Annotated in this window: 18 protein-coding genes; 12 read left to right on the top strand and 6 right to left on the bottom strand. The window is 75.9% G+C overall.

Annotated features, from left to right (window positions below):
• The first annotated feature begins 22 nt into the window (after nt 1-22).
• Nucleotides 23-1,300: an acyltransferase family protein gene (locus D7294_RS22910; RefSeq protein ID WP_120682764.1), complete on the top strand. Its 1,278-nt coding sequence runs from the start codon at nt 23-25 to the stop codon at nt 1,298-1,300.
• A 68-nt stretch (nt 1,301-1,368) separates the two neighbouring features.
• Here the strand turns inward: D7294_RS22910 and D7294_RS22905 are convergent, their stop codons facing one another.
• Both D7294_RS22905 and D7294_RS22900 read right to left on the bottom strand, forming a co-directional pair.
• On the bottom strand, nt 1,369-2,259 hold the full coding sequence (locus D7294_RS22905) for a hypothetical protein (protein WP_241562564.1): 891 nt from the start codon (nt 2,257-2,259) through the stop codon (nt 1,369-1,371).
• 99 nt (nt 2,260-2,358) lie between these two features.
• Entirely contained in the window at nt 2,359-3,651 is a 1,293-nt protein-coding gene (locus D7294_RS22900) for a right-handed parallel beta-helix repeat-containing protein (protein WP_120682762.1), read from the bottom strand.
• Nucleotides 3,652-3,992: 341 nt separating this feature from the next.
• On the opposite strand from D7294_RS22900, the gene D7294_RS22895 reads away from it, so the two are divergent.
• The 8 genes from D7294_RS22895 (at nt 3,993) to D7294_RS22860 (ending at nt 17,435) form a co-directional block, all read left to right on the top strand.
• Complete coding sequence (locus tag D7294_RS22895; protein ID WP_120682761.1) at nt 3,993-5,288, top strand: amidohydrolase; 1,296 nt, start codon at nt 3,993-3,995, stop codon at nt 5,286-5,288.
• Between the two features lie 76 nt (nt 5,289-5,364).
• On the top strand, nt 5,365-6,501 hold the full coding sequence (locus D7294_RS22890) for a PucR family transcriptional regulator (RefSeq protein ID WP_120682759.1): 1,137 nt from the start codon (nt 5,365-5,367) through the stop codon (nt 6,499-6,501).
• Nucleotides 6,502-7,066: 565 nt separating this feature from the next.
• A complete protein-coding gene (locus D7294_RS22885; protein WP_241562563.1) occupies nt 7,067-8,398 on the top strand; it encodes an SGNH/GDSL hydrolase family protein in 1,332 nt (443 codons plus the stop codon).
• A 291-nt stretch (nt 8,399-8,689) separates the two neighbouring features.
• The gene (locus tag D7294_RS22880) at nt 8,690-10,810 is read left to right on the top strand and encodes a GMC family oxidoreductase (protein ID WP_206619548.1); all 2,121 of its coding nucleotides are present in this window, start codon (nt 8,690-8,692) and stop codon (nt 10,808-10,810) included.
• 95 nt (nt 10,811-10,905) lie between these two features.
• On the top strand, nt 10,906-11,838 hold the full coding sequence (locus tag D7294_RS22875; RefSeq protein ID WP_241562562.1) for a hypothetical protein: 933 nt from the start codon (nt 10,906-10,908) through the stop codon (nt 11,836-11,838).
• A 31-nt stretch (nt 11,839-11,869) separates the two neighbouring features.
• Entirely contained in the window at nt 11,870-13,768 is a 1,899-nt protein-coding gene (locus D7294_RS22870; RefSeq protein WP_120682755.1) for an HSP90 family protein, read from the top strand.
• Nucleotides 13,765-16,707 (top strand): hypothetical protein, encoded by a 2,943-nt coding sequence (locus D7294_RS22865; RefSeq protein ID WP_147450898.1) that lies wholly within the window; start codon nt 13,765-13,767, stop codon nt 16,705-16,707. Before D7294_RS22870 ends, D7294_RS22865 begins: the two co-directional genes overlap by 4 nt.
• Nucleotides 16,708-16,892: 185 nt before the next feature.
• A complete protein-coding gene (locus tag D7294_RS22860) occupies nt 16,893-17,435 on the top strand; it encodes a GNAT family N-acetyltransferase (RefSeq protein WP_120682751.1) in 543 nt (180 codons plus the stop codon).
• A gap of 161 nt (nt 17,436-17,596) precedes the next feature.
• Here D7294_RS22860 and D7294_RS22855 read toward each other — a convergent pair whose 3' ends face one another.
• From D7294_RS22855 to D7294_RS22845, 3 genes are all read right to left on the bottom strand, one after another.
• Nucleotides 17,597-18,559 (bottom strand): hypothetical protein, encoded by a 963-nt coding sequence (locus tag D7294_RS22855; RefSeq protein ID WP_120682749.1) that lies wholly within the window; start codon nt 18,557-18,559, stop codon nt 17,597-17,599.
• A gap of 1 nt (nt 18,560) precedes the next feature.
• Entirely contained in the window at nt 18,561-19,172 is a 612-nt protein-coding gene (locus D7294_RS22850; RefSeq protein ID WP_120682747.1) for a TetR family transcriptional regulator, read from the bottom strand.
• A gap of 134 nt (nt 19,173-19,306) precedes the next feature.
• Entirely contained in the window at nt 19,307-19,744 is a 438-nt protein-coding gene (locus D7294_RS22845) for an ATP-binding protein (RefSeq protein ID WP_120682745.1), read from the bottom strand.
• Nucleotides 19,745-19,895: 151 nt separating this feature from the next.
• Here D7294_RS22845 and D7294_RS22840 point away from each other — a divergent pair, with 151 nt between their 5' ends.
• Together D7294_RS22840 and D7294_RS22835 are read left to right on the top strand one after the other, a co-directional pair.
• Nucleotides 19,896-20,744, top strand: a complete 849-nt coding sequence (locus tag D7294_RS22840; protein WP_120682743.1) for a helix-turn-helix domain-containing protein — start codon at nt 19,896-19,898, stop codon at nt 20,742-20,744.
• Entirely contained in the window at nt 20,741-20,926 is a 186-nt protein-coding gene (locus tag D7294_RS22835) for a DUF397 domain-containing protein (RefSeq protein ID WP_120682741.1), read from the top strand. The genes D7294_RS22840 and D7294_RS22835 overlap by 4 nt, the downstream gene beginning before the upstream one ends.
• A 78-nt stretch (nt 20,927-21,004) precedes the next feature.
• On the opposite strand, the gene D7294_RS22830 is transcribed toward D7294_RS22835, so the two are convergent.
• Nucleotides 21,005-21,832, bottom strand: coding sequence for a class I SAM-dependent methyltransferase (locus D7294_RS22830; RefSeq protein ID WP_241562560.1), 828 nt, complete (start codon nt 21,830-21,832; stop codon nt 21,005-21,007).
• Nucleotides 21,833-22,094: 262 nt separating this feature from the next.
• Between D7294_RS22830 and D7294_RS22825 the strand changes: the two genes are divergently transcribed.
• The gene (locus D7294_RS22825) at nt 22,095-23,162 is read left to right on the top strand and encodes an SGNH/GDSL hydrolase family protein (protein WP_174248411.1); all 1,068 of its coding nucleotides are present in this window, start codon (nt 22,095-22,097) and stop codon (nt 23,160-23,162) included.
• The last annotated feature ends 39 nt before the right edge of the window (nt 23,163-23,201 follow it).

The raw sequence follows: 23,201 nt of genomic DNA, 5'->3' as shown, positions 1-23,201 counted from the left end.
ACGTGTACACCAAACTCAACGCATGGACACTTCGCCTCGCGCACCCGCGGTCCCGGCAACGCCCACCCCCTCGGCCCCTTCCACCCCTCCCGCCCCTTCCGGCACGGTCGCCCCACGGGCCGCCCCCGCCGGACGGCTGCGCTGGCTGGACAACCTCCGGCTGGCGCTGACCGTCCTCGTCGTCCTGCACCATGCCCTGCAGCCCTACGGGCCCGCCGACTGGTGGTACGTGGAGGGCGGGCGGCGCAACGGCGCGCTGGCGACCCTCTCCGCGTGGGACGGGACGTTCTTCATGGCGCTGTTCTTCTTCGTCTCGGCCCACCTGATGCCGGACTCGGTGGACAGGCGCGGGGCAGGGCGCTTCCTCGGGGCCCGGCTCCTCAGGCTCGGGGTGCCCACCCTGGTGGGCGCGCTGACGCTGGTGCCCGGCCTGATGTACGCCTACTACGTCCACTACCGCGACTACCCGCCGCTGTCCTTCCCCCGCTACTACGCGGACGTCTACCTCGGCCTCGGCGAGCGGCCCGCGGACTGGACCGGGCCCTTTTGGCCCGACCTCCAGTTCGGCCACCTGTGGTTCATCCAGAACCTGCTGGCCTACAGCCTGCTGTACGTCCTCTGCCGCCAGGCCGCCCGCCTGGCTCGCCTGGCCCGCCGCGGGCGGGCCCGCCGGGTGCCGCCGCGGCGGTGGCCCGCCCCCGGCCACCGGCACCTCGCCTGCCTGATCCCGGCCCTGGCCGCCGTCACCTTCGCCGTCCGGCTGCGCTACCCGCTGGACACCTGGGTTGCGGCCCTCGGCTTCCTCCAGGTCGAGCCGGCCAGGCTGCCGCAGTACGCGACCTTCTTCGCCCTCGGCCTGCTCGCCGGGCGGCAGGACTGGCTGCGCCGCCTCGACGCCCGCACCGGCCTGCTGTGGCTGGCCGGCGGACTCGCCGGCACGGCCCTGCTCTTCGCCGTCGGCGCGCACGCGCCCTGCTTCGGCCCCGGGGGCGCGAACGCCCCCTCGGCCCTGTGGGCGCTGTACGACTCGGCCCTGTGCGTCTCGCTGAGTGCCGGCCTGCTGGTCCTGTTCCGGGAGGCGGTCACCGGCGGCGGCCGGCTGCGCGCCGAGGGCGCGGCCTCCTCCTACGCGGTCTACCTGCTGCACGTGCCGCTGGTCGTCGCCGCGCAGTACGCCCTGGCGGGGCACGTCGCCCAGCCGGTCGCCGCCTGGGCCCTCACCGCCCTGCTCGCCCTGCCCGCCGCCTTCGCCGCCGCGGCGGCGCTGCGCCGCCTGCCCGGGCTGCGGCGCGTGCTGTGAGGCGGACCGCGCGGCGCGCCCCGGGGGAGAGGGGCGCGCCGCGGGTGCGCCGGCGCGGGCGCCGCGGCTCAGTAGCCGTAGCGGCTCTTCATGTGCCGCCAGAAGTCCCGGAACATCCACGCGTCGAAGTCGGTGATCCGGGTGGCGGTGCCGGCCTGCATCAGGAAGCCGCCGACGCCGGTGGGCGTCCAGTCGTAGAAGTCGTCGAGCCCGAAGCTGTGGCCCATCTCGTGCAGGACGATGTGGATGTCGTCCTGATCCAGGGCGCCGACGACGTACTCGCTGCCCACGCGCTGGCCCCAGTCGCCGCCCGCCCCGCCCTGGAAGCCGGCGGTGAGCCACAGGGACATGTCGTAGTGCCTGGCCTCGCCGCCCGGGCACCGGGAGTAGTTCCCGTCCTGGTGGAAGAAGCGGCCGCAGTCCGGCGCGCACTGCGGGGCGCCCTCGCCGTCGAGGACGCCGGCGTAGACGTCCACCGAGTCGTCGCTCCACTGCAGGGTGGAGCGGTCGCGGACCGCCCAGCCGGTGACGTTCACCGGCACCTCACGGTAGGGCCAGCCGTTCGTGCCCTCGCCCTCGTCGAGCATCACGTCCATCCACCTGCCGAACTGCCGTTGCAGGGCGGACTCGATCCGGTCGCGGAGCTGGGCGGTCACCGGCGCGGAGGAGTCCCACCTGACGCAGTAGTTGAGGTGGCCGCCGTTGGCCACGACCTGGTCCCAGCCGTAGTTGCGGAAGCCGTAGAGGTCCGGGTAGGTGCTCTCCACGTGCTGCCACACCTCGTTCAGCGGCTGCACGAGCTCGGCCGGCGGGTTCCAGTCGTCGGCGTCCGGGCTCACCGGCTGGGCCACCGCCGGGGCGGCGAGCGCGGTGCAGACGGCCAGGAGGACGGCGAGCAGGGCGGCCCGCAGGCCCTTGGGGAGGCCCTGTCTCGCCCCGCTGCGGGGAACGGTGGCCATGGTGACGCTCCTTCGTCGTGGGGGTGCGCGGGGGAGTACCCGCGTGGGGGTGCGCGGGGGCGTACGCGGGGCGTGCGGGGCTGTCCGGGGGTGCCGGCCTCAGAAGCGGGCGCCGATGGCACTCCCGTCGCGGGGGACGAGGAAGTCGGAGGAGGGGATCGAGCCGTCGGCGGCCCTGGGCCCGGTGAGGGTGGCCGGATCGGTGCTCAGCACGGAGTCCTCGTCCCAGTCGCCGCCCAGGTCCCAGGAGTTGCCCACGGAATGCGAGCCGCCCAGGCTGACCGGCGCCTCGGCGTCCAGCACCGAGAGGTTCGCGGTCAGCTCCGAGGCGGAGGCGTCGACGTCGAAGCCGGTGCCGCCGTTGCGGTAGGTCGTGCAGCGGGAGACGGCGAGCGTGCCCGGGTTCCCGTTGTCGGTCACCCCGTCCACCGCGTTCCCGAAGGCGAGGACGTTGCGCAGCACGTGGTCCGCGGGCAGGTCCTCGCCGCCGCCGCCCATCTTGAAGCCGTTGCCGTCGCCGGTGAAGTCGGGGAAGTCCCAGCGGTTGACGCCGTTGCCAAAGGCCACGGAGTCCTCGACGGTGATCGCCGAGAGGAACTCCCAGGCGTCGAAGCCGTCGTCGGCGTTGTTCCACAGCCGCGCGCCCACCACCCGGTTGCCCTCGCCCGAGCCCTCCTTGACGCCGAGGCCGTCGGCGCTCTCGCCGTTCTTGCGCGGATCGTGGTTGCCGTAGGAGTCGAGCCCCGAGATCAGGTTGCCGCCTGAGTCGCCCTGCAACTGGAACCCGGTCTCGTAGTTGTCGCGCGTCGTCAGCCCGGAGAACGCGTTGTCGTCGCAGTCGTCGCAGTAGACGCCGTACGGGCCGCGGATGATCTCCAGTCCCTCGATCCGCCAGTGCGACGCCTCCTGGTGGATCGCGCCGCGCTCCTGGCTCGGGATGCTGCCCCCGACCGGCGTGTGGCTCGCGGGCAGTTGCTCGCCGTCGATCACGACGTGCTCGTCCCCGTAGGGCCCCAGGGTGATCGGGTTGCCCGGCTCGCCCGAGGTGGTGATGGTGATGTTGTCGGTCAGGGCGTACGTGCCGCCGCGCACCGCGATCGTGTCGCCTGGGCCGGCCCGGTCGACGGCCTCCTGGACGGTGGCCAGGGGATCGTCCACCGTTCCCGCTCCCGCGTCGCTGCCGTCCGTGGCCACGACGATCAGCGCTCCGGCGGCCGCCGCCTGCGGCGCCCCCGCGAGCCCCGCCGCGAACGCCGCCGTGGCGCCGAGCAGCGCCACCGCCGCCGCGAGCCGGGCCCGCGCCCCGCGCGCCCCGGCCCCTCCGGCGCCCCGGCGTGGCACCGCCTCCGCCCCTGCTGTTCCCGCCGCTTGGCACCCTGCGATGTCCGGCATGCCGGCTCCGTCCTCCCGTCCTTCCGGCCGCCTCGTGCACGGCCCGTCCCCCCTTCCGTCGCCGCCGGGCGCAGGAAGGTTGCCCGGCGGCGGCCGGGAGCCGCCGCCGTCCCCGGGGCGGTCCGCGCCCCCGGCGCGCGTCCCACATGGCGGAGCGCGCCGCCGCCGCCCGCCGCCCCGCACTACCCTCGACGGGGTCTTCACGCGGGCGAACGCGGCCGCACCCGCCGCCCCCCGGCGGAGTTCCGGGGCGCGCGGCCCCGGGCGCCGGTGCCCACGCCGGCGCACGGCGGCTGCGGCGCGCCCGCGGCGGAGAGGACAGGCGCGAGCGGAGGTACACGATGAGCGGACGGCAGGCCAACGGCGGGGGCGGCGCGGAGCCGACGGCGATCAGGTGGCGCAGGGATCTGCACCGGCACCCCGAGGTCGGCTTCACCGAGTTCCGCACGGCCAGCCGCGTCGCCGCCCACCTCGCCGGCCTCGGCTGGGAGGTCCGCGCCGGGGCCGAGGCGATCTCGCCGGCACATCGGCTCAACGTGCCGCCCGAGCCGGAACTCGCCGCCGCCTACTCCCGCGCCGCCGACTCGGGCGCCGACCCGCACTGGCTGCCGGCGCTGCGCGGCGGCAACACCGCCGTCGTCGCCACCCTCCGCGGGGCGCGCCCCGGGCCGGTGGTGGGGCTGCGCGCCGACATGGACGCGCTGCCGATCCACGAGTCAGCCGACCCGGCGCACCTGCCCGCACGAGAGGGCTTCCGCTCCGTCCACGACGGCGTGATGCACGCCTGCGGCCACGACGGGCACGTCGGCATGGCCGTCGAACTGGCCGAGCGCCTGTCCGCCAGGCCGCCGGCGGCGGGCTCGGTCACGCTGCTCTTCCAGCCGGCCGAGGAGGGCGGGCGGGGAGCGCGCGCCATGGTGCCCGCGGGCGTGGCCGACGCCGTCGACACCTTCCTCGCCGTCCACCTCGGGCTCGGCCTGCCCACCGGCACCCTGGCCTCCTCGCTGGACGGCCTGCTGGCCAACTCCAAGCTGCGGGCCACCTTCCACGGCGTCTCCGCGCACGCCGCGATGGCCCCGCACGAGGGCCGCAACGCGCTGCTCGGCGCCGCGGCCGCCACCCTCGCCGTGCACGCCCTGCCGCGGATACCGGGGCACGAGACCCGGGTCGCGGTCGGCCGCGTCAGCGGCGGCACGTCGAGCAACATCGTGCCCGACCGCGCCGAGGTGCTGCTGGAGACCCGGGCGGACGAGGGCGCGGTCAACGAGGACCTGGAGGCCAGGGCCAGGGCCGCACTGCTCGGCGCCGCGCAGACCTACGGGCTGACCGTGGACGTGGAGCTGATCGGCGGGGTCACCACGGCCCGCGCCGACCGGCCCGCCGTCGAACTGGTCGAGGCCGCCGCCGCTGCCGCCGGGCTGCGGCTGGTGACCCCGGCCGCGGAACTCGGCGTGGCGAGCGACGACGCCACCGCGTTCATGCGCCGCGTCCAGGAGCGCGGCGGCGTGGCGAGCTACGCGGGCCTCGGCGCGGAGCTGGCCGCCCCGCACCACACCCCGCGCTTCGACTTCGACGAGGCCGCCCTGCCGCTCGGCGTGGACCTGCTGGAGGCGGCCGTCCGCGGCGCCCTGGGGTGACCGGCCGCCGGGCCCTGGCCGGCCGGGCAATGCCGTGACTCTGGTGGACCACCGCGGGCCTTTCTACACTGCGCACGTGAGGGGTCTGCTCCTGAGGCTGTCCTCCCTCGACGCGGACGCCGCCGCCGCGTTCCGGGTGATAGCCCACTTCCAGGCACTGCTGACCGACGGCGCGGTCGACCCCGTGCTGCTGGTGCGCTCCACCGCCGGCCTGGCGGGCTGCCCCGCGGGTCTCGAACTCGCCGACGGCCGCAGGGTGCGGTTCGCCCCCGACGGCGCCGCCCTGCCCGGCGTGCCAGGCCGGATCTCGGGCAGCGTGCCGCTGCGCCCGGCCGGCCGCGTCTGGCTGGAGCGCGGCGGCGAGCCCGGCCCCTTCGACGCCCTGGTCCTGGAGTGGATGGCCATCGCCGCCGGGGTCGGCCCCAGCCGCGCCGCCCCCTCGCCCCAGGCCGCCGACCCGGCGCTGGTCGAGCTCGTGCTCTCCGAGCGCGAGGCCATCGAGGACCGCACCCGCGCCCTGCGGCTGCTCGGGCTGACCCCGGCGCTGCCGCTGCGCGTCGTCGCCGTCTCGGGCGACTCGGGGGCGGAGGCCGGGGGGCGGGCGGTGACCCTGCTGGCCCGCGGCGGGACCAGCGCCGCGGTGCGGGTGGCGACCGTGGGCCCGCTGGCCGCGGCCCTGGTCCAGGCGCAGGAGGGCACGGCGGGGCTGGCCGCGGAGCTGCGGCAGGTGGTCACCGAGTGGCGGCGCGAACGCCTCCCCGGCCACCCGCGCGCCAGGAGCGTCAGGTTCGGCATCGGCGGGGCCGTGGCGGCGGCCCAGGCGGCGGCCTCCTGGGCGCAGGCGAAGACCGCGCTGCGCTTCGCCGCGGGCGGCGGCTTCGAGGAGGAGGTCGTCGACTACGAGACGCTGGGGCCGCTCGCCCTGCTCGCCGAGGTGCCCGCGGCCCGGCTGCGCGCCGAGCCCGGCGTCCGCGCCCTCGCGGAACTGGCCACCCAGGACGGCGGGGACCTGAGCATCGCCGCCCTCGCCGCGTTCTGCCGGACCGGCTCCCTGCGCCAGGCCGCCGTCGCCCTGCACCTGCACCACAGCTCCGTCGCGGCCAGGCTGGCGGGGGCCGAGACCGCCCTCGGCTGGCGGCTACGCGAACCCGAGGACCGCCTCAGGGCCCAACTCGCCCTGCACGCCTGGCGGTTGTCCACGAGCCCCGAGTGAACGGGAGCGCCGGGACGGCCGCGGTTCCCCCGGTACGGCGGGCGCGGGACGGCCGCGGTTCCCCCGGCTACGGCGGTGCGGCCGGCGGCGCGCCCCCTCGGCCGCACGGGCGCCGGCAGACGAGTGGCGGGGCGCGGCGCCGCCCCGCCCGACAGCCGCGCGAAGTCCTCGCGGCCCCCGGCCGCGCCCCCGCCCCGCCGGGGCCCCGCCCCCGGCCCCTGGTGAGGCCGCGGCGCCGCCCCACCGCCCGCCGGGCACGCCCCCGGCGCGTCCGGCGGGCCAAGCGCCGTGGTTGCCGGGCCTCTTGACGGCGTGCACGCCGCTCTCTAGGGTCGCCGCGCCCGGCCGGGGCCGCCGAAGGGACCGGCGCGCCGCCCGGGCCGAACGGCGCCGACCGGTGTCGAACGCAATCCGACCGGCGCCGCGCAGGCCGCGCGAAGTCGAGGGAACCGCAGGCGAGTTCGCCGGCCGCGTGCCCGGCGGCCCGCCCCGCCCCCGCCTCCTGGCCACGCGCCGCCCCGAGCGCCCTGACGCCCACGCGAGTCGCGAAGGAGCCCGCCCACCCGTGAAGAGACTGACCGCGCCCGTGCGCCTGATCGCCGCCGCGGCCCTCGCCGCCGCCCTGGTCGCGACCTCCTCGGCGGCGCAGGCCGCCGCCGCGAGCCCCGCGGGGGCCGCCGCGGCCGCCCACCGAGACCGTCCGGCCGGAGGCGGCGCGGACTGGGTCGACACCTGGACGGCGATGCCCCAGCTCACCGAGCCGGGGAACATGCCGCCCGCCCCCTTCACCCAGGAGGACGCCGTCCTCGCCGACAGCACGCTGCGGCAGACCCTGCACGTGACGACCGGCGGCTCGCGGATACGCCTGCACTTCTCCAACGAGTTCGGCGGCGCCCCCCTGCCCCTCACCGAGGTCTTCGTCGCCCTGCCCCGCGACGGGCGGGCCGGGGTGAGCGCCATCGAGCCGGGCAGCTCGCTCCCCGTCACCTTCGGGGGCCGCGCCTCGGTGACCGTCCCCGTCGGGGCGCAGTACGTCTCCGACCCGATCGACCTGCCCGTCGCGCCCGGCACCAACCTGACGGTCACCGCCTACCTGGCGCAGGGCCAGGCCTCCCAGTCGATCACCTCCCACCCCGGCTCCCGCACCACCTCCTACCTGATCGCCGGGGACCAGGCGCAGGCCGGGGACCTGCCGGGCGCCACGCCGGTGGACCACTGGTACTTCCTCAGCGCCGTCGAGGCCTGGTCGGGCCGCGGCACCACCGCGACCGCCATCCTGGGCGACTCGCTGACCGACGGCCGCGGCTCCACGACCAACGGCAACAACCGCTGGCCCGACCAGCTCTTCGACCGGCTCCAGTCCCAGCGCGCCACCGACGACGTGGCGGTGCTCAACCAGGCCGCGGGCGGCAACCGGGTCCTCAACGACGGCCTCGGCCCCAGCGCCATCTCCCGGCTGAACCGCGACGTGTTCGCCCACAGCGGCGTCACCCGCCTCCTCGTCTTCGAGGGCGTCAACGACATCGGCACCGCCGCGGCCACCCCACAGGCCCAGGACGCCGTGGCCGCCGACCTGATCACCGCCTTCGCGCAGATCGTCACCCAGGCACACGCCCACGACATCGAGGTCTACGGCGCGACGCTGCTGCCCTTCGGCAACAACACCGGCTACGACGACCCGGAGGGGCTGCGCGAGTCGGCGCGGCAGACCGTCAACGCGTGGATCAGGAACAGCGGCACCTTCGACGCCGTGCTCGACTTCGACCGCGCGGTCCGCGACCCCGCCCACCCCGACCAACTGCTGCCCGGCATCCACGACGGCGACTGGCTGCACCTGACGCCCGAGGGCTACGGCCTGCTCGCCGGGGCGGTCCCCACCTCGCTCTTCCGCGGCTGACGGCCCGCACCCGCGGCACCAGGACCGCGGCCATGCCCGGCCGCCGACCGCGAACCCGCCGGCACCCCCGGCGGGTTCGCCGTATGCGCGGCCGGGCGCCGGGGGGCCGCCCCGGCCCGCACGGGCCGCCGGGTACCCTGACACCCGCCCCGCCCGTCCCGTCCCGTTCGCCCCTTCCCGCCCCTCTGTGTGCCGGCCCCCTGTGTGCCCGGGCGCGCCGGCCGCCCGCGCCCGCCGGCCGTGTCCCACCCCCGCGATCCCCGCACGTCCTTCGCCCGTCCGGAGCCACCCTTGCCGCCCAGCACGCCCAGCACCCCCAGCAGCTACGTCGAGTCGAGAGCCGGGGAGCTGCGGGTGCTCCTCGACACCATCCTGCCGCCGGACGGCCACCCCTCCGGCACGGAGGCCGGCGGCCTGGCCTTCCTCGCCCGGATACTCGCGGAACGCCCCGACTGGACCGGCCGCACCCAGCGCGTCCTCGACGCGGTCGCGGCCCGCGCCCGCGCCCTGCACGGCCGCGCCTTCGCCGAACTGCCGCCCCCGCAGCGGCTGTCCGTCCTCGACGCGCTCCTCGGCGACGGCGACTACCGCTGGTTCGCGGCGCTGGTCAACGGCGGCTACTACGCGGACGAGGGCAACGGCGGCAACCGGGGCGCCGCCTCCTGGGACATGCTCGGCTGGCGTCCTGGACCGCCCGGCTGGCCGCCGGCGAGCGAGGCCGGGGAGACCAGGCAGGCGGTGATCGGCCCCGAGCGGCTCGCCGGGCGGTACGACGCGATCGTCGTCGGCTCGGGCGCGGGCGGCGGAGCCGTCGCCTGCCGCCTGGCCGAGTCGGGACGCACCGTGCTGGTCGTCGAGTCCGGCTCCTGGCCGGACACCGGCGAACTGGCCGCAGACCACCTGCACAACCCCCGCGGCTTCGGCGGCCTGGAGAGCCCGAGCGGGCCGCCCGACACCGGCAACCCGCGCCTCCTCGACGACGGGCGGCGCCGGCTGACGCTGCGCCCCTCGGAGCCCGGGTGGAGCAACAACGCGATGACCTACGGCGGCGGCACCCGCGTCTACGGGGCGCAGGCCTGGCGCTTCGGCCCCGCCGACTTCCGGATGGCCTCCCACTACGGCGTTCCCGAGGGCAGCGCCCTGGCCGACTGGCCCTTCGGCTACGAGGAACTCGAACCGTACTACGCGCAGGCCGAGTGGGAGATCGGCGTGAGCGGCGGCCAGGACGACGGCCCGCACGCCGGCCCGCGCTCCAGGGCGCTGCCGATGCCGCCCCTGCCCACCGGGCGCGCGCACGAGGTGCTGCGCGCCGGCGCCCTCCGGCTCGGCCTCGCGCCGCTGGACGTGCCGCTGCTGGTCAACTCCACCCCCTACCTCGGGCGGCCCGCCTGCGCCAGGTGCGCCACCTGCGTGGGCTTCGCCTGCCCGGTCGACGCGAAGAACGGCAGCCACAACACGCTGCTCGCGCGCGCCCTGGCCACCGGCCGCTGCCGGGTGCTCCTGGAGGCCACCGCGGACCGGCTGCTGATCGGCGAGGGTGGCCGCGTGAGAGGGGTGTCCGTGGCCGGGCTGCGCGAGGGCGGCATCTGGCGGGCGCGGATCGCGGCCGCCGAGGTGGTGCTGGCCGCGGGCGCCGTGGAGACCGCCAGGCTGCTGCTCAACTCCGCCCACGAGGGCGAGCCCGAGGGCGTCGGCAACAACACCGGGCAGGTGGGGCGCCACCTCCAGGGCCACCTGTACGCCTCGGCGACCGGCGTGTTCGACGAGGAGACCGAGGACCTGCTGGGCCCGGGACCCTCCGTGGCGATAGGCGACTTCAGGCAGGACAACCCCTCCATCGTCGGGGGCGGCATCCTCGTGCGGGAGTTCGTGCCCTGGCCGGCGAGCATCCACCAGTACCTGACCGGGGCCGGGCTGATCCCGCCGCACGGCCCCGAGGGCAAGCGCGGAATGCGGGAACTCGCCCTGCGCATGCTGCGCGTCGCCGGCCCCATCCAGGAGGTCACCACCTCCACGGCCCGGGTACGGGTGGACCCGGGCACGCGCGACCGGCTCGGCATCCCCGTCGCGGTGCTCAGCGGCGGCCCGCACCCCGAGGACCTCAGGGCCCAGGCGTTCCTCGCCGAGCGGTGCGCCGCATGGCTCGCCGCCGCCGGCGCCCGCCGGGTCGTGCCCGCGGGCCCGGCCCGCGGCGACGCGGGGCCGAGCGGGGGCCAGCACCAGGCGGGCACCTGCCGCATGGGCACCGACCCGGCGCGTTCGGTCACCGACCCCTGGGGCCGGGTGTGGGGGCACGGCAACCTGCGGGTGGCCGGCGGCGCGCTCCACGTCACCAACGGCGGGGTGAACCCGGTGCTGACCATCTACGCCAATGCGCTGCGGATCGCCGCCCACATGACCGCGGGCGGCTGAGCCGGTCCCGCATGCCGGGGCGCGAACCAACTGCCGTACGGATGTGTGATATCCACGTGGCCTGCACAGTCCGGTGACCGTGGGGAGCTGAGTCGGTGGGGGATGTGATGCTGCGGCTGCGGCCGCGCGTCGTGCGGGACGGGGAAGAGGTGCGGGAGGCCGCGCAGCGACGGGACTGGCCCGCGGTGCGCGGGCAGTTGCTCGCGGCGCCGGAGGGACACCGCGCGCAACTCCTGCGCGGCCTGGAGGGCGTGGAGGGGGTGCGCCCCTGGCTGGCCGAGGTGAGCGAGGCCGGGGAGGACCGGGCGCTCGCCCTGCTCGCCTCCGGCTCGTACCACGTCTGGTGGGCCTGGGAGGCGAGGACCGGGGCCCGCGCGCGGGACGTCGGCGCGGAGCAGTTCCGGCTGTTCCACGAGCGGCTGCGGATCGCCGAGGAGCAGCTGTACGAGGCCGCCGAGCGGGAGCCCGGCTGGGCGGAGCCGTGGCACCTGCTGTGCCAGTCGGGGCGCGGGCTTCAGGTCGGGCCCACCGCCGCCTACGCGCGGTTCGAGGCGGCCGTGCGGCGCGTTCCCGAGCACCTGGGCGCGCATGCGCAGTACCTGCAGCAGGTGGCCGCCAAGTGGGGCGGCTCCGACGAGGAGATGCACCGGTTCGCCCACACCGCGGTCGCCGAGGCCGGTCCCGGCACTCAGCTGGGCGCGCTGGTTCCCATGGCCCACCTGGAGTCCTGGCTCGAACGCAACGACGCCAGGTTCCGCTACCTGCGGAGCGCCGCCGTGCGGAAGGACCTGCACGAGGCCGCGGACCGCTCCGTGCGCCACCCGCACTACCGCAAGGGCGCCGACTGGGTCTGGCAGCACAACGTCTTCGCGATGGCCTTCGCGCTCGCGGGCGAAGTGCGGGCCGCGCGCCGCATGTTCCGCGTGCTCGGCGGCCGGGTCAGCCCGTCGCCCTGGCACTACCTGGGCGGGGACGCGGTCCGGGCCTACCGGCGCTGGCGCCGCCTGAGCGGCGGCGCCTGGCTGTGACCGCACCCACCCCGAACGGGCCAAGCGCCGCATGAACACGCCGGCCGGGAGCCGGCGGGAAAACGGAACCGACATGACTGAAGCGCGGACCTTCCAGGTCGACCTGCGTGGCCTGGTGGACCTGCTCTCGCATCACCTGTACTCAAGCCCGCGGGTCTACCTGCGGGAGCTGCTGCAGAACGCCGTGGACGCGGTCACCGCGCGGACGGCCGCCGAGCCGGGCAGCCCCGCCAGGATCACCATCCGCACCGGCCCGGAACTCGGCATCACCGACACCGGCATCGGCCTGACCGAGCGGGACGTGCACACCTTCCTCGCCACCATCGGCCGCAGCTCCAAGCGGGCCGCGGGCGGCACCCTGGACGCCGCCGGGCTGGCGGCCGACCGGGAGGACCTCATCGGGCAGTTCGGCATCGGGCTGCTGGCCTGCTTCGTCGTCGCCGACGAGATCACGGTCGTCAGCAGATCCGCCGCCGAGCCGGACGCGCCCCCCGTCGAGTGGCGCGGCCGCTCCGACGGCAGCTACACCCTGCGCACCCTTCCGCCGGGCGCGGTGCGCGAGCCGGGCACCACCGTCCGGCTCACGCCCCGCGCCGACGCCGCCGAATGGACCGGCGGCGACCAGGTACTGTCCCTGGCCCGCCACTACGGAAGCCTGCTGCGGCACGAGGTCACGGTCGTCGAGCAGAACGGCACCGCCACCCGGATCAACCGGCCTGCCCCCTGGGACCGCCCCGCCGCCTCGCCGCACGCCCGCCGCGAGGCGCTGGCCGAGCACTGCCGCGAGGTCTTCGGCTTCACCCCGCTCGACACCATCGAGCTCGACCTGCCCGCCGTCGGCCTGCGCGGCGTGGCCCACGTGCTGCCCACCCCGGTCAGCCCCGCCCAGCGGGCCGAGCACCGGGTCCACCTCAAGGGCATGCTCCTGTCGGAACGCGCCGAAGGGCTGCTGCCCGACTGGGCCTTCTTCGTCCGCTGCGTGGTGGACACCACCGCGCTGCGCCCCACCGCCTCCCGGGAGGCCCTGTACGAGGACGCCACGCTCGCCGCCGTGCGCGACGCCCTCGGCGACCGCATCCGGGACTGGCTGGCCGGCCTGGCCGCCGCCGACCCCGACCTGCTGCACCGCTTCCTCGCGGCGCACCACCTGGCGGCCAAGGCGCTGGCCCGCTTCGACGACGACCTGCTGCGGCTGCTGCTGCCCTGGCTGCCGTTCGAGACGACGGACGGCCAGGTCACCCTGGAGGAGTTCGCCAGGAACCACCCGGTGATCGCGGTCACCAGGACCGTGGAGGAGTTCCGCCAGGTGGCGCCCGTCGCCGGCGCCACCGGTCTCGGCGTCGTCAACGGCGGCTACACCTACGACTTCGACCTCGTGCACAGGCTGCCCGAGATCCGCCCGGGAAGCCAGGTCACCGAGCTCGACCCCGCCACCGTCACCGCCCACCTGGACTTCGCCGACCCGGCCGCCGAACTCGCCGCCGCCCCCTTCCTCGCCGTGGCCAGGGACGTGGTCGGCGCCCACGGCTGCGACGTGGTGCTGCGCAGCTTCCAGCCGGCGACCGCCCCCGCGCTGCTGCTCGACAACCGCGAGGCCAGGCACGAACGCACCCGCGCCGACCTCGCGGGACGCGTCACCGACGGGGTGTGGAGCGACATCCTGGGGGCGTTGCGCGCCGAGACCCCCCGTGCCCAGCTGGTGCTCAACCACCTCAATCCGCTGGTCGGCCGCGCCACCGGCATCACGGCGCCCGAGCTGGCCAGGACCACCGCGGAGGCGCTCTACGGGCAGGCGCTGCTGCTGGCCCGCCGCCCGCTGACCTCCCGGGAGAGCGCCCTCCTCAACCGCGCCTTCCTGAGCCTGCTCGACCACGCCATGTTCGCCGAAGGGGCCGCCCCGCGGCCGGGCCAGGACGGTAGGGGAGAATGACGATGGAGACCCCCGAGGAACTGCGCCGGGCACTGGACGGGAACCGCGACCGCCCCTACGGCCTGCCGCGGACCACCCTGGCGGAGACCATCGCCGAGGCCGCCCAGCGGTTCGAGGACCCCCGGCTCTCCACCGAGGCGCTGCTCGAACTGACCACCGCCTACGCGTACGGCGGCGAGCACCGCAAGGCACCGGTGGCGTTCGCCCGGCTGCTCGAACTCCTCGACTCCGCACCCGGCGCCCTGGAGGAGGAGCACGTCCTCGCCACCCTGTGGCGGTTCAAGTGGGTGGTCAACTCCCTCATCGAGGTGCCCGAGGTCCCGCTCGCCACCATCGAGCGGCTCATCGACCGGATGGGGGAGCGATACCGGGCCGCCGGCCAGGGGAGGCAGCCGGTCGCGGCCATGCGGCACCACCTGGCCGCCCACACCGGAAGCGGCCTCCAGGACGCCTTCGAGCTGTGGATCACCCGCCCCCGCGAACGGCTCAGCGACTGCTCGGCCTGCGAGACCCGCAGGCTGGCGCAGCACCACCTGGAGGCGGGCGACGACGAACTCGCCCTCGCCGTCTGGGAACCGGTCCTCACCGGCGACCCCGACTGTTCCGAGGAACCGCAGACCAGCGCCGCCCACGCCCTGCTGCCGCTGCTGCGCCAGGGCCGATCCGACGAGGCCAGGTCGCACCACCTCACCTCCTACCGCGCCCTGCGCGAGTCCCCCGCCGCGCTCGAAGAGATCGGGCTGCACCTGGAGTTCTGCGCCCTGAGCCGCAACGAGTCCCGCGGCCTGGAGATCCTGGCCGGCAGCCGGCCCCTCTTCGCCGCCACCGGCGCCCCGCTGAGCCGGCTCGGCTTCCTCACCGGCGCCGAGGTCCTGCTGCGCCGGCTCGTGGCCCTGGGCCACGGCGGGCTCGCCGTGCCGGGCCCGGTGGGCACGGACTGGACCGCGGCCGAACTGCTCGCCCACGCCGCGGCGGAGGCCGAACGGCTGGCGGCGGCATTCGACGCGCGCAACGGCACCGGCCGCGTCGGCGACCGCCGCCGCGCCCGCCTCGCGCGGGAGCCGATCGTCGACGCGCCCGTCCCGCTCGGCCTGCGCCCCGGCCTCCCGCTGCCGCCGGCCCCCGCCGCGCCACCGGCACAGCCGCAGGGGGACCCCGGGGACCCCGGGGACCCCGGGGACCCCGAGGACCCGGCGGACCTCGCGGCGCTCGTGACCCGAGCCAGGCACCTCACCGACCAGGGGCATCCCGAAAGCCTCGCCGCCTGGGACCGGGTCGCCGCGCGGGTCGGCCACCACGCCGCGCCCGGCGGCGAAGACGCGGCCCGCGGGCAGGGCGGCAGCGCAGCCGAGGCCGAGGCGCCCGACGACCGGCTGTGCGCCGAACTCGCCCTGCACCGCGCCCAGCGCCGGCTCCGCGCCGGGGACCAGGACGCGGTCCCGGCCGACCTGGCGGAGGCCGCCGAGCGCTATGCCGCGGCCGGCCTGCCGGGACGGTCCCGTGCCGTCCGGGCCTGGGCGCTGAGCCTCGCCGAGGACCCCGCCGGGATCGAAGCCGCCCTGGCCGAGCTGGAGGCGCTGCGCGCCGCCGACGCGGCGGACGGCGCCGATCCCGGGCCGGGCTCGGACGCGGCCAGGGACCGCCTCGCCCTGCTCAACAGCCGGGCCCTGCTCGGGCTCAAGGCGGTGGCCGGCTCCCTGCCCGAGCCGACCGCCAAGGCGCGCGAGCGGTTCCTGGGCGCCAAGGAGGAGCTGCTGGCCGAGGCGACCCGCCTCGCGGTGCCCCACCAGGCGGCGGCCGCCCACCGCTACGCCGCCGACCTCGCCTCCCTTGAGGGGCGCCCGGAGGACGCCCTGGCGGAACTGAGGGCCTGGCACGACGGCCTGGAGGCAGCGGGCCGGCCGTGGCACACCCCGCTTGCCCAGTTCCTGCTCGCCCGGCTGCTGCGGGACCTCGACCGGCGCGAGGAGGCCACGGAACTGCTGCACAAGGCCCTGGCCGGCGCCGCCAGGTACGGCGACCCCGACTTCCCGGCCGCCCCGGCGCACGCCCTGCTCGGTGCGCTGTGCGCCGACTCGGGAGACGTGGGGGGCGCCGTGCGGTACCTCTCCGGGGCGGCCGACCGATTCGAGCAGCAGGGCGAGCGGAACTCCGCGGCCGACGTACGGCACCAGCTCGCCGTGGCCCTGGCCCGGCACGGACGGCACCCCGAGGCCGTTGCCGTGCTGGAGTCCGCGCTCGGCGGCGACGCCGGGGAACTCGACGAGCGGCTGGCCGCCCAGCTGCGTCTGACGCTCGCGCGCAACCTGACCGAGGCCGGAGAACACCGGCCGGCCGCCGAGGAGTTCCTCGCCCTGGCCGAGACCGTCGCGACCTGGGAGGAGCAGGAGGCGCACCTGCACACCATGGTCGCCTGCGAGGCGGCCACCGCGCTCCTGCGGGCGGGCAGCGGCGACGCCGCCGAGGCCGCGTTCACGCGGGCGCGCGAGCTGCACCGGTCCGCGCCGCACGTGGGCGCGCTGCTCGGCGCGGCGCGCGAATTCGCCGACCGCGCCGCCGGGGAGGAGGCCCTGGGCTACCTGGCGATCGCCGACGAGCTGCTGCCCGCGATGCCGCCGGAGCGCCTGTGGTACGAGACGGGCGTCAACCGGCGGCTGCGCGCCTGGGTGCTGCTCGGAACGGGCCGGGCCGAGGAGGCGCTCGCCGCCGCCGAGTCGGCCGTCGCCGCCTTCGCGGAGGGCGGCGCCGCCGGGGAGACCGGGCGGGCGGAGGCCGGCCGGGTCGCCGCGCTCATCGAGGCGGACCACCTGGACCGGCCGCAGGACGCGCTGCACCGGCTGGCCGACACCACCGCCCGCTGCCGGGCGGCCGGGGAGCGGCAGGCGGTGGAGGTGCTGGAGCGCCTGAGCGCACGGATCGCCGCGCGCGCCGAGGGCTGAGGCGGCGCCCACGGGCCCGCCGGCGACGCTTCCGCGGGCCCGTGGGCGGCCGCCCCCGGCCGCCGCCCCCGGCCGCCGCCCCCGGCCGCCGCCCCCGGCCGACCCTCGTGGGACATCGGCCGATGACCTGGGTGCCCGGCGTCTGCATTTGCCTCCGGCCACCCCCGTCGGATAGGAAGCTTTTCATGCTCAAAGGCACGAAGGTCGGGCTCAGGGCCCGGCACGAGGACGACATCCCGATCCTGCAGGCGGAGCTCTACGACGACGCGGTCACGCACTCGCGGGCCCAGGGCTCGCCGTGGCGGCCGTTCACCCCCGGCTCGAAGCACTCGCCGGTCATGGTGAACGACACGGACCAGGGGATCGCCTCGTTCTCCGTGGTGGAGCTGGACGGCGGCACGCTCGTGGGCACCGCGACGCTGTGGGGCATCGACACCCACAACCGGTCCGCGCACATCGGCCTCGGGCTCCTGCCCTCCGCGCGCGGCAAGGGCTACGGCACCGACGTGGTCGCCGTGCTGTGCCACTACGGCTTCGTGGTGCGCGGCCTGCACCGGCTGCAGATCGAGACGCTGGCGGACAACGCCGCGATGCTGCGCTCCGCCGAGCGCAACGGCTTCGTGCGCGAGGGCGTGCTGCGTTCCTCCTCCTGGGTGCTGGGCGAGTTCCTGGACGAGGTGCTGCTCGGCCTGCTCGCCGAGGACTGGAAGCCGGCCGCGAGGAGCTAGTCCGCGCCGTCCGGATCTTCGCCGGTCACGAAGATCCACACGACACGACCAGCCGCGTCGCTCGCATCGTCGCGGGGCCGCGCCGGGAAGCCCCTGCCTCGCGACAGCCGGGCCGCGCGGCTCGTCCGACCGGTGAGAGCGCGCCCCGGTGCTCCGGCACGTCACCGCCGGGCGCGGCATCCGTGCGGGCGTTGCAGCCTGGCACCCATGGCGTGGAAGACCTTCTTCGGTTCCCAGCGGGTCTCGTCGAGCATGCGCACCACCCCGTAGGAGGCGATGTCGCGGTCGCGGGGCTTGTCGTAGTTGGCGAAGGAGAACCACAGCGCCGTGTCCACGCCCTCCTCCTCGAAGACGTCGAGCAGCTCGTCGAAGTAGCGCACCTGCTCGTCCTCGTCCGGGACTGCCCCGGCCGGCGGCTGCCAGGCCATGCCGCCGCGCTCGCCCGCGCCGCGGTAGGCGCAGGTGCCGTACTCGGTGACGGCGACAGGCTTGCCGTGGGAGAAGAGTTCGCGCAGGTGGGCGCGGAAGGTGCCGGCGTTCTCCGCGGTGCGGTAGGCGTCGGTGCCCACCAGGTCGAACGGGCCCCAGTCGACGGGCTCCCAGGGGCCGGAGGCGTAGGTGATCCTCCCGCCGAAGTCGGCGCGCACCGTCGCGGCGGCCCGGGCGAGGAAGGCGTTGAGCCGCTCGGGGACCGGCCCGAGGGAGGCCCACCACTGCATGTCGGCGGTGGCCATGGCGTGGAGGCGTTGCAGGTAGGTGCCGCCGGGAAGGAAACCGTGGGCGAAGGCGCTGAGCTCGCAGCCGGTGACGAGGACCACCCGCGCGCCGCCCTGCCGCAGGGCCTCGGCGCGCCGCGCGCAGTCGGCGAAGAACCGCAGAATCCGGGCCGGGGGAAGGTCGGCGGGGAACGGGGAGAACCACACTTCCAGGCCGGCGTCGGCCGCGTGCCGGGCGGCGATGCTCAACCGCTCGGCGTCGCGGCCCGAGATGCGCACCGCGTCGCAGTGCAGGTCGTCGGCGATCACCGTCATGTCGCGCCGAACCTGCTCGGGGTCGAAGGCCCGGCGGGTGAGGAGGTGGCCGGGGAAGGTCCCGGTGTCGTAGGTGATGCCCCGTGCGCGCATCTCAGCACCCTTCCGCGTGGTGGAGTCCGTGCTCCAGCAGGTCGAAGGCCAGCTCGACGTCCTCGGCCAGGGCGCGCCCTGTCTCCTCGGCGCCGGCACCGCCCAGCAGGCGCTGGAAGTACGTCTCCTGGAGGGCGAGCAGCGAGGCGGCGGTCTGGGCCGCCATGAGCGCGGCCGTGGTGGGGCCGTACTCGTCGGTCAGCACCCGCGTCAACTCCTGGCGCTGCCGGTAGAGCAGGCCGTTCGCCGCGTTCTGCAGCGCCGGGCTGCCCTGGATCACCCGCAGCCGGGCGAGCAGCACGTCAAGGTCCTCCGCCGCCGGCGGGAGTCCGGCGGCGAACGCGCGGTAGTGCGCTCGCAGCGCCTCCAGGAACGTCTGTCCGGCCGGCCGCCGGGCCACGATCCCCGCCGGATCGTCGTCGCCCACTCCGTGGAGGGCGAGTGATTCCTTGGTCGGGAAGTACGCGAAGAGCGTCGCCTTGGCCACCTCGGCGGCTTCGGCGATCTCGTTGACCGTCACCGCGTCGAAGCCGCGCTCGGCGAACAACCGCAACGCCACCGCGGCGATCCGCTGCCTGGTCTGTTCCTTCTTGCGCTCACGAAGCCCTGCCACACGGCCACAATAACCATACTCGGTCCGAAAGTGAACCTGGTCTGTTTTTCTTTGGTGGGGGTGCGGGGTGAGGTGGGGGTGAAGCGCGGCGGGACATGGCAGGCGGCGCGAGGCCGGCCGGGCCGGGGCGCGGCTCAGCGGCCCCCGAGGCCGAGTTCGGCCCACACCGTCTTGCGGGAGGCGGCGATCGGGTCGACGCCCCAGCGGTCCGCGAGGGCCGCGACGATCAGGAGGCCACGCCCGCACTCGCGCTCGGGCCCCGGCGCCTGCGGGTCCCTGGGCACCGACGCGCCGCGGGTGTCGGTGACATCCAGGCGCAGGACGCCCCGCGCGGCATCCAGCCGCAGGGCGAGCCGGAAGTCCCGCCCCTCCGGGCAGCCGTGCAGCACCGCGTTGGCCGCCAGCTCGCCGACCAGCTGCTCGGCGCGGGCGACGACGGCGGGAGGCACGCCCCAGGAATGCAGCTGGCAGGCGGTCAGCAGGCGGGCGAGACGGGCGCCCTGCCGTGTGGACGACAGCAGCTGCGCGAACGTCCGGACGGCGGTGGGGTGCGGGAAGGTGGCCGAGTCCATGCGACCACGGTGACGATCCCCCGTTGCCGCGGCCAGCGTTCGGCCCCGTACGCTGCGTCAGCGTACGCGCACGCCGAGTGGACGGTACGTCGCCCCGTCCGCCAGGCTGGCCCCGTCGGGTTCAGCCGGGACGGCGGAGGGCGGGAGGGCCATGACGACGGCCGAGCAGTGCGGCGGCACGGCGGAACGGGAACCGGGCCCCTCCGGCAGTCTGCGGACGTTCGGGGCCGTCGTCCAGGCCCTGCGCGAACACGCCGGGCTCAGCCGCGCGGAGTTCGGCGAACTCGTCAGGTTCTCCAAACACACCGTCGAATCGGTCGAGTTGGGGCGCCGCATGCCCGACGACTCCTTCGTGGAACTCGCCGAAGAGGCCCTCGGCAACACCGGCGCCCTGCGCAAGGCCGCCTGCCACCTGACGCGCGGGGAGCCGGGGCTGGCCGCCTGGTTCCGGCGCTGGGCCCGCCTCGAACGGCTGGCGGTCAGCCTGTGCACGTACGAATGCCGCCTGGTCCCCGGCCTGTTGCAGTCCGAGGCATACGCGCGGGCGGTGTTCGACAACGGCATTCCGTTGCTGACGGAAGAGCAGTCGGAGGCACAGATCGCCGCGCGAGTGCGCCGACAGGGGATGCTGCACGACCGGCCGGACGTTCCGTTCAGCTTCATCGTCGAGGAGTCCGTGTTCCACCGCAGGCTCGGCGGCCCGGAGGTGACCCGGGACATGCTCGACCGCGTGCTGGAACTCGCCACGCTGCGCAATGTGACGCTTCAAGTCGTGCCGCTGGACGTCGAGTCCCACGCGTGCCTCGACGGCCCGGTGCAACTGCTTGAGACGCCGGACGGGCGGCGGCTCGCCTACTCCGAGGGACAGCAGAACGGGCGGCTCATCACCGATCGCAAAGAGGTGCGCCTCCTGCAACAGCGCTATGACACACTGCGCTCACAAGCCCTGAATTCGAAGGACTCGCAGGGCCTGCTGAAGCGGTTGCGAGGAGAGCGATGAACGTGACGGAACTCGCCTGGTTCAAGTCCACTTACAGCGGCACCCAGGGCGACAGCTGTGTGGAGGTCGCCGTGGGCGTGGATGCGGTGCACGTGCGCGACTCGAAGGATGTGGGCCGTGGGCAGTTCGCCGTCGGCCGTGAGGGCTGGGAGTTTTTCGTGCGTTTCGCGGCCGGCCGCTGAGCGTCCGGCCGCCCGCCGCGTCGATGAGGCGGCGGGCGGCGTGAGGCCGGGCGTGCCCCGGCGGGGACGGCGCGCGACTCAGGCCCGGCGGGCGACGGTCACGATCTCGGGAGCGGAGTCGTCCGGCGGCGAGCCGTCGAAGTCGCCGTACTGCTCGGCCACTTCCAGGCCCGCCTCGGCCAGGAAGCCCCGCAGCTCGGCGGCGTTCAGGAAGCGGTACGCCGACCTGTGGGTGCGCAGCCCGGGCCAGGCCGGGCCGGTCAGCCGGGTGACCGCCCGCACGAGGGTCCCGCCGCCGGGGGCGGGAGTCGCCGGGCCCTCGGCCTGCATGGCCATCCGCACCGTGCCGCCCGAGCCCTCCGGGTCGGGGACGGCGAGCGAGTACTCGAAGTCCCAGCGTTCCCAGCCCCGCAGGGCCGGGTTGCGGGTCTCGAAGGCGAAGCTGCCCCCGGGCGCGAGCGCGGCGCTCACCGCGCGCAGCGCGGCGCGCAGGTCGGCGTCCGTGACGAGTTCCTGGAAGGCGTGCCCGGTCATCAGGACCAGGTCGAACTCCTCCCGCCAGGCCACCGAGCGCAGGTCGCCGCGCACCCATTCCACGTCCGTGCGCCGCCTGGCGCGTTCCAGCATCCCGGGGGCCGGGTCCAGGCCCACCAGCCGCCCGGCGTGCCCGGCCTCCCTGGCGTGGTGCAGCAGCATGCCGGTGCCGCAGCCGACGTCGAGAACCGCGTCGGCGGCCGTCACCCGCGGGAGGTAGAAGTGGAAGTCCTCGCGGTCCTCCCAGGGGAAGAACGCGTCGTAGCAGGCGGCGTACCTCGGGTCGGCGAAGAGGGAGAGCTCTTCCCCGGCGGCGCTCGTCTCCTGGCCGCCGTCCGTGCCGTCCCGGCGCCGGGCTTGATCGTTGGTCACCGGCCCAGCCTGGGGGCCGAACCCCGCCCGCGCCACCCCATTTCTTCCCGCCTGCCGTGTCCCGGCGCGCAACGGCCGTTCCGCCGCCGTCGCTTCGCCGTCCCTTCCCCTTTTCGTTCGGGACGGCAGGCCCGTTGCGCGCGGGTGCCGTGCCGCGGCCCGGCACGGCGAAGGCGGCTCATCTGCCCGTTGCCGAAGGGGAGTTCGCTCCCTACCCTGGCGGCGACAACGAATCCGGGGGCCGCCATCGGAGGTGCTGTCAGTGCACGACATACCGTTGAGAAAGCGCTTTCTCGGTCGTCCCGCGGCCCTGGGCAGGGCCCTGGCCGCCGTGCTGGCCGTGGCCGCCGCCCTGCTCGCCGGCGGGGGCACCGCACTGGCCGCGGCGCCCGCCGCGGCGGCCGCCGCCCCCGGCGAACCCGGGGACCGGAACATCCACTTCACCGGGCGCTGGGACACCACGGACCCGGGGGCGTACACCCCGTACTGGGCGGGCGCGTACCTGGACGTCGGCTTCACCGGCACGACCGTGAAGCTGCAACAGCGCGGCACCATCGACCTGTGGGCCGCCATCGACGGGGGGCCGCTGGTCGGCCACCTGAACGTCAGCGGCGAGGTGAACCTCACCCCGCAGCCGCTGGCCGCGGGCCGGCACACCCTGCGCGTCACCTACCGGGTGATCGCCGGCTCCTACCACGGCGACGCCGTCTTCCAGGGGCTGACGCTCGACTCGGGCGCCACGACCTACGCCCTGCCGGAGCCGGAGCACCTGATCGAGTTCGTCGGCGACTCGATCACCGTCGGCACGACCACCTCGCTCAACCACCTCACCGCCTACCCCTGGCTGATCGGCGAGCAGCTGGGCGCCGCGCACACGGCCATCGCCCAGGGCGGCGCCTGCCTGGTGGCGGCCGGCTGCGTGGGCCTGGAGGAGCAGTTCGCCAGGCTCGACCCGAACGCCCCCACGCCCGACTGGGACTTCTCCCGGTACCAGGCCGACGCCGTGGTGATCAACCTCGGCACCAACGACGTCGGTCACGGGGTCAGCGGCGCGCAGTTCCAGCAGGCGTACGCGCATCTGCTGCGCACCGTCCGCGCCGCCTACCCGAACGCGTGGATCTTCGCCCTGGAGACCTTCCGCGGGCGCTACGTCGCCGAGACGCAGGCCGCCGTGCAGACCGTGGCCGGCGAGGGCGACGGCCGGGTCTCCTTCGTCGACACGACGGGCTGGCTGAGCGCCTCCGACCTGAGCGACGCGGTGCACCCCAACGACCAGGGGCACCGCACCATCACCCGGCACCTGGCCCCGATCATCGCCGCCCGCCTGTAGCGGCAGCGGCCCCGCGCGCCCGCGCGCCCGGGAGGCGGG

It is taken from the genome of Streptomyces hoynatensis, assembly GCF_003626535.1.
Lineage (GTDB): Bacteria > Actinomycetota > Actinomycetes > Streptomycetales > Streptomycetaceae > Streptomyces > Streptomyces hoynatensis.
Note: the sequence above shows the minus strand (reverse complement) of the source record. Positions and strands in the feature narration are given on the sequence as shown.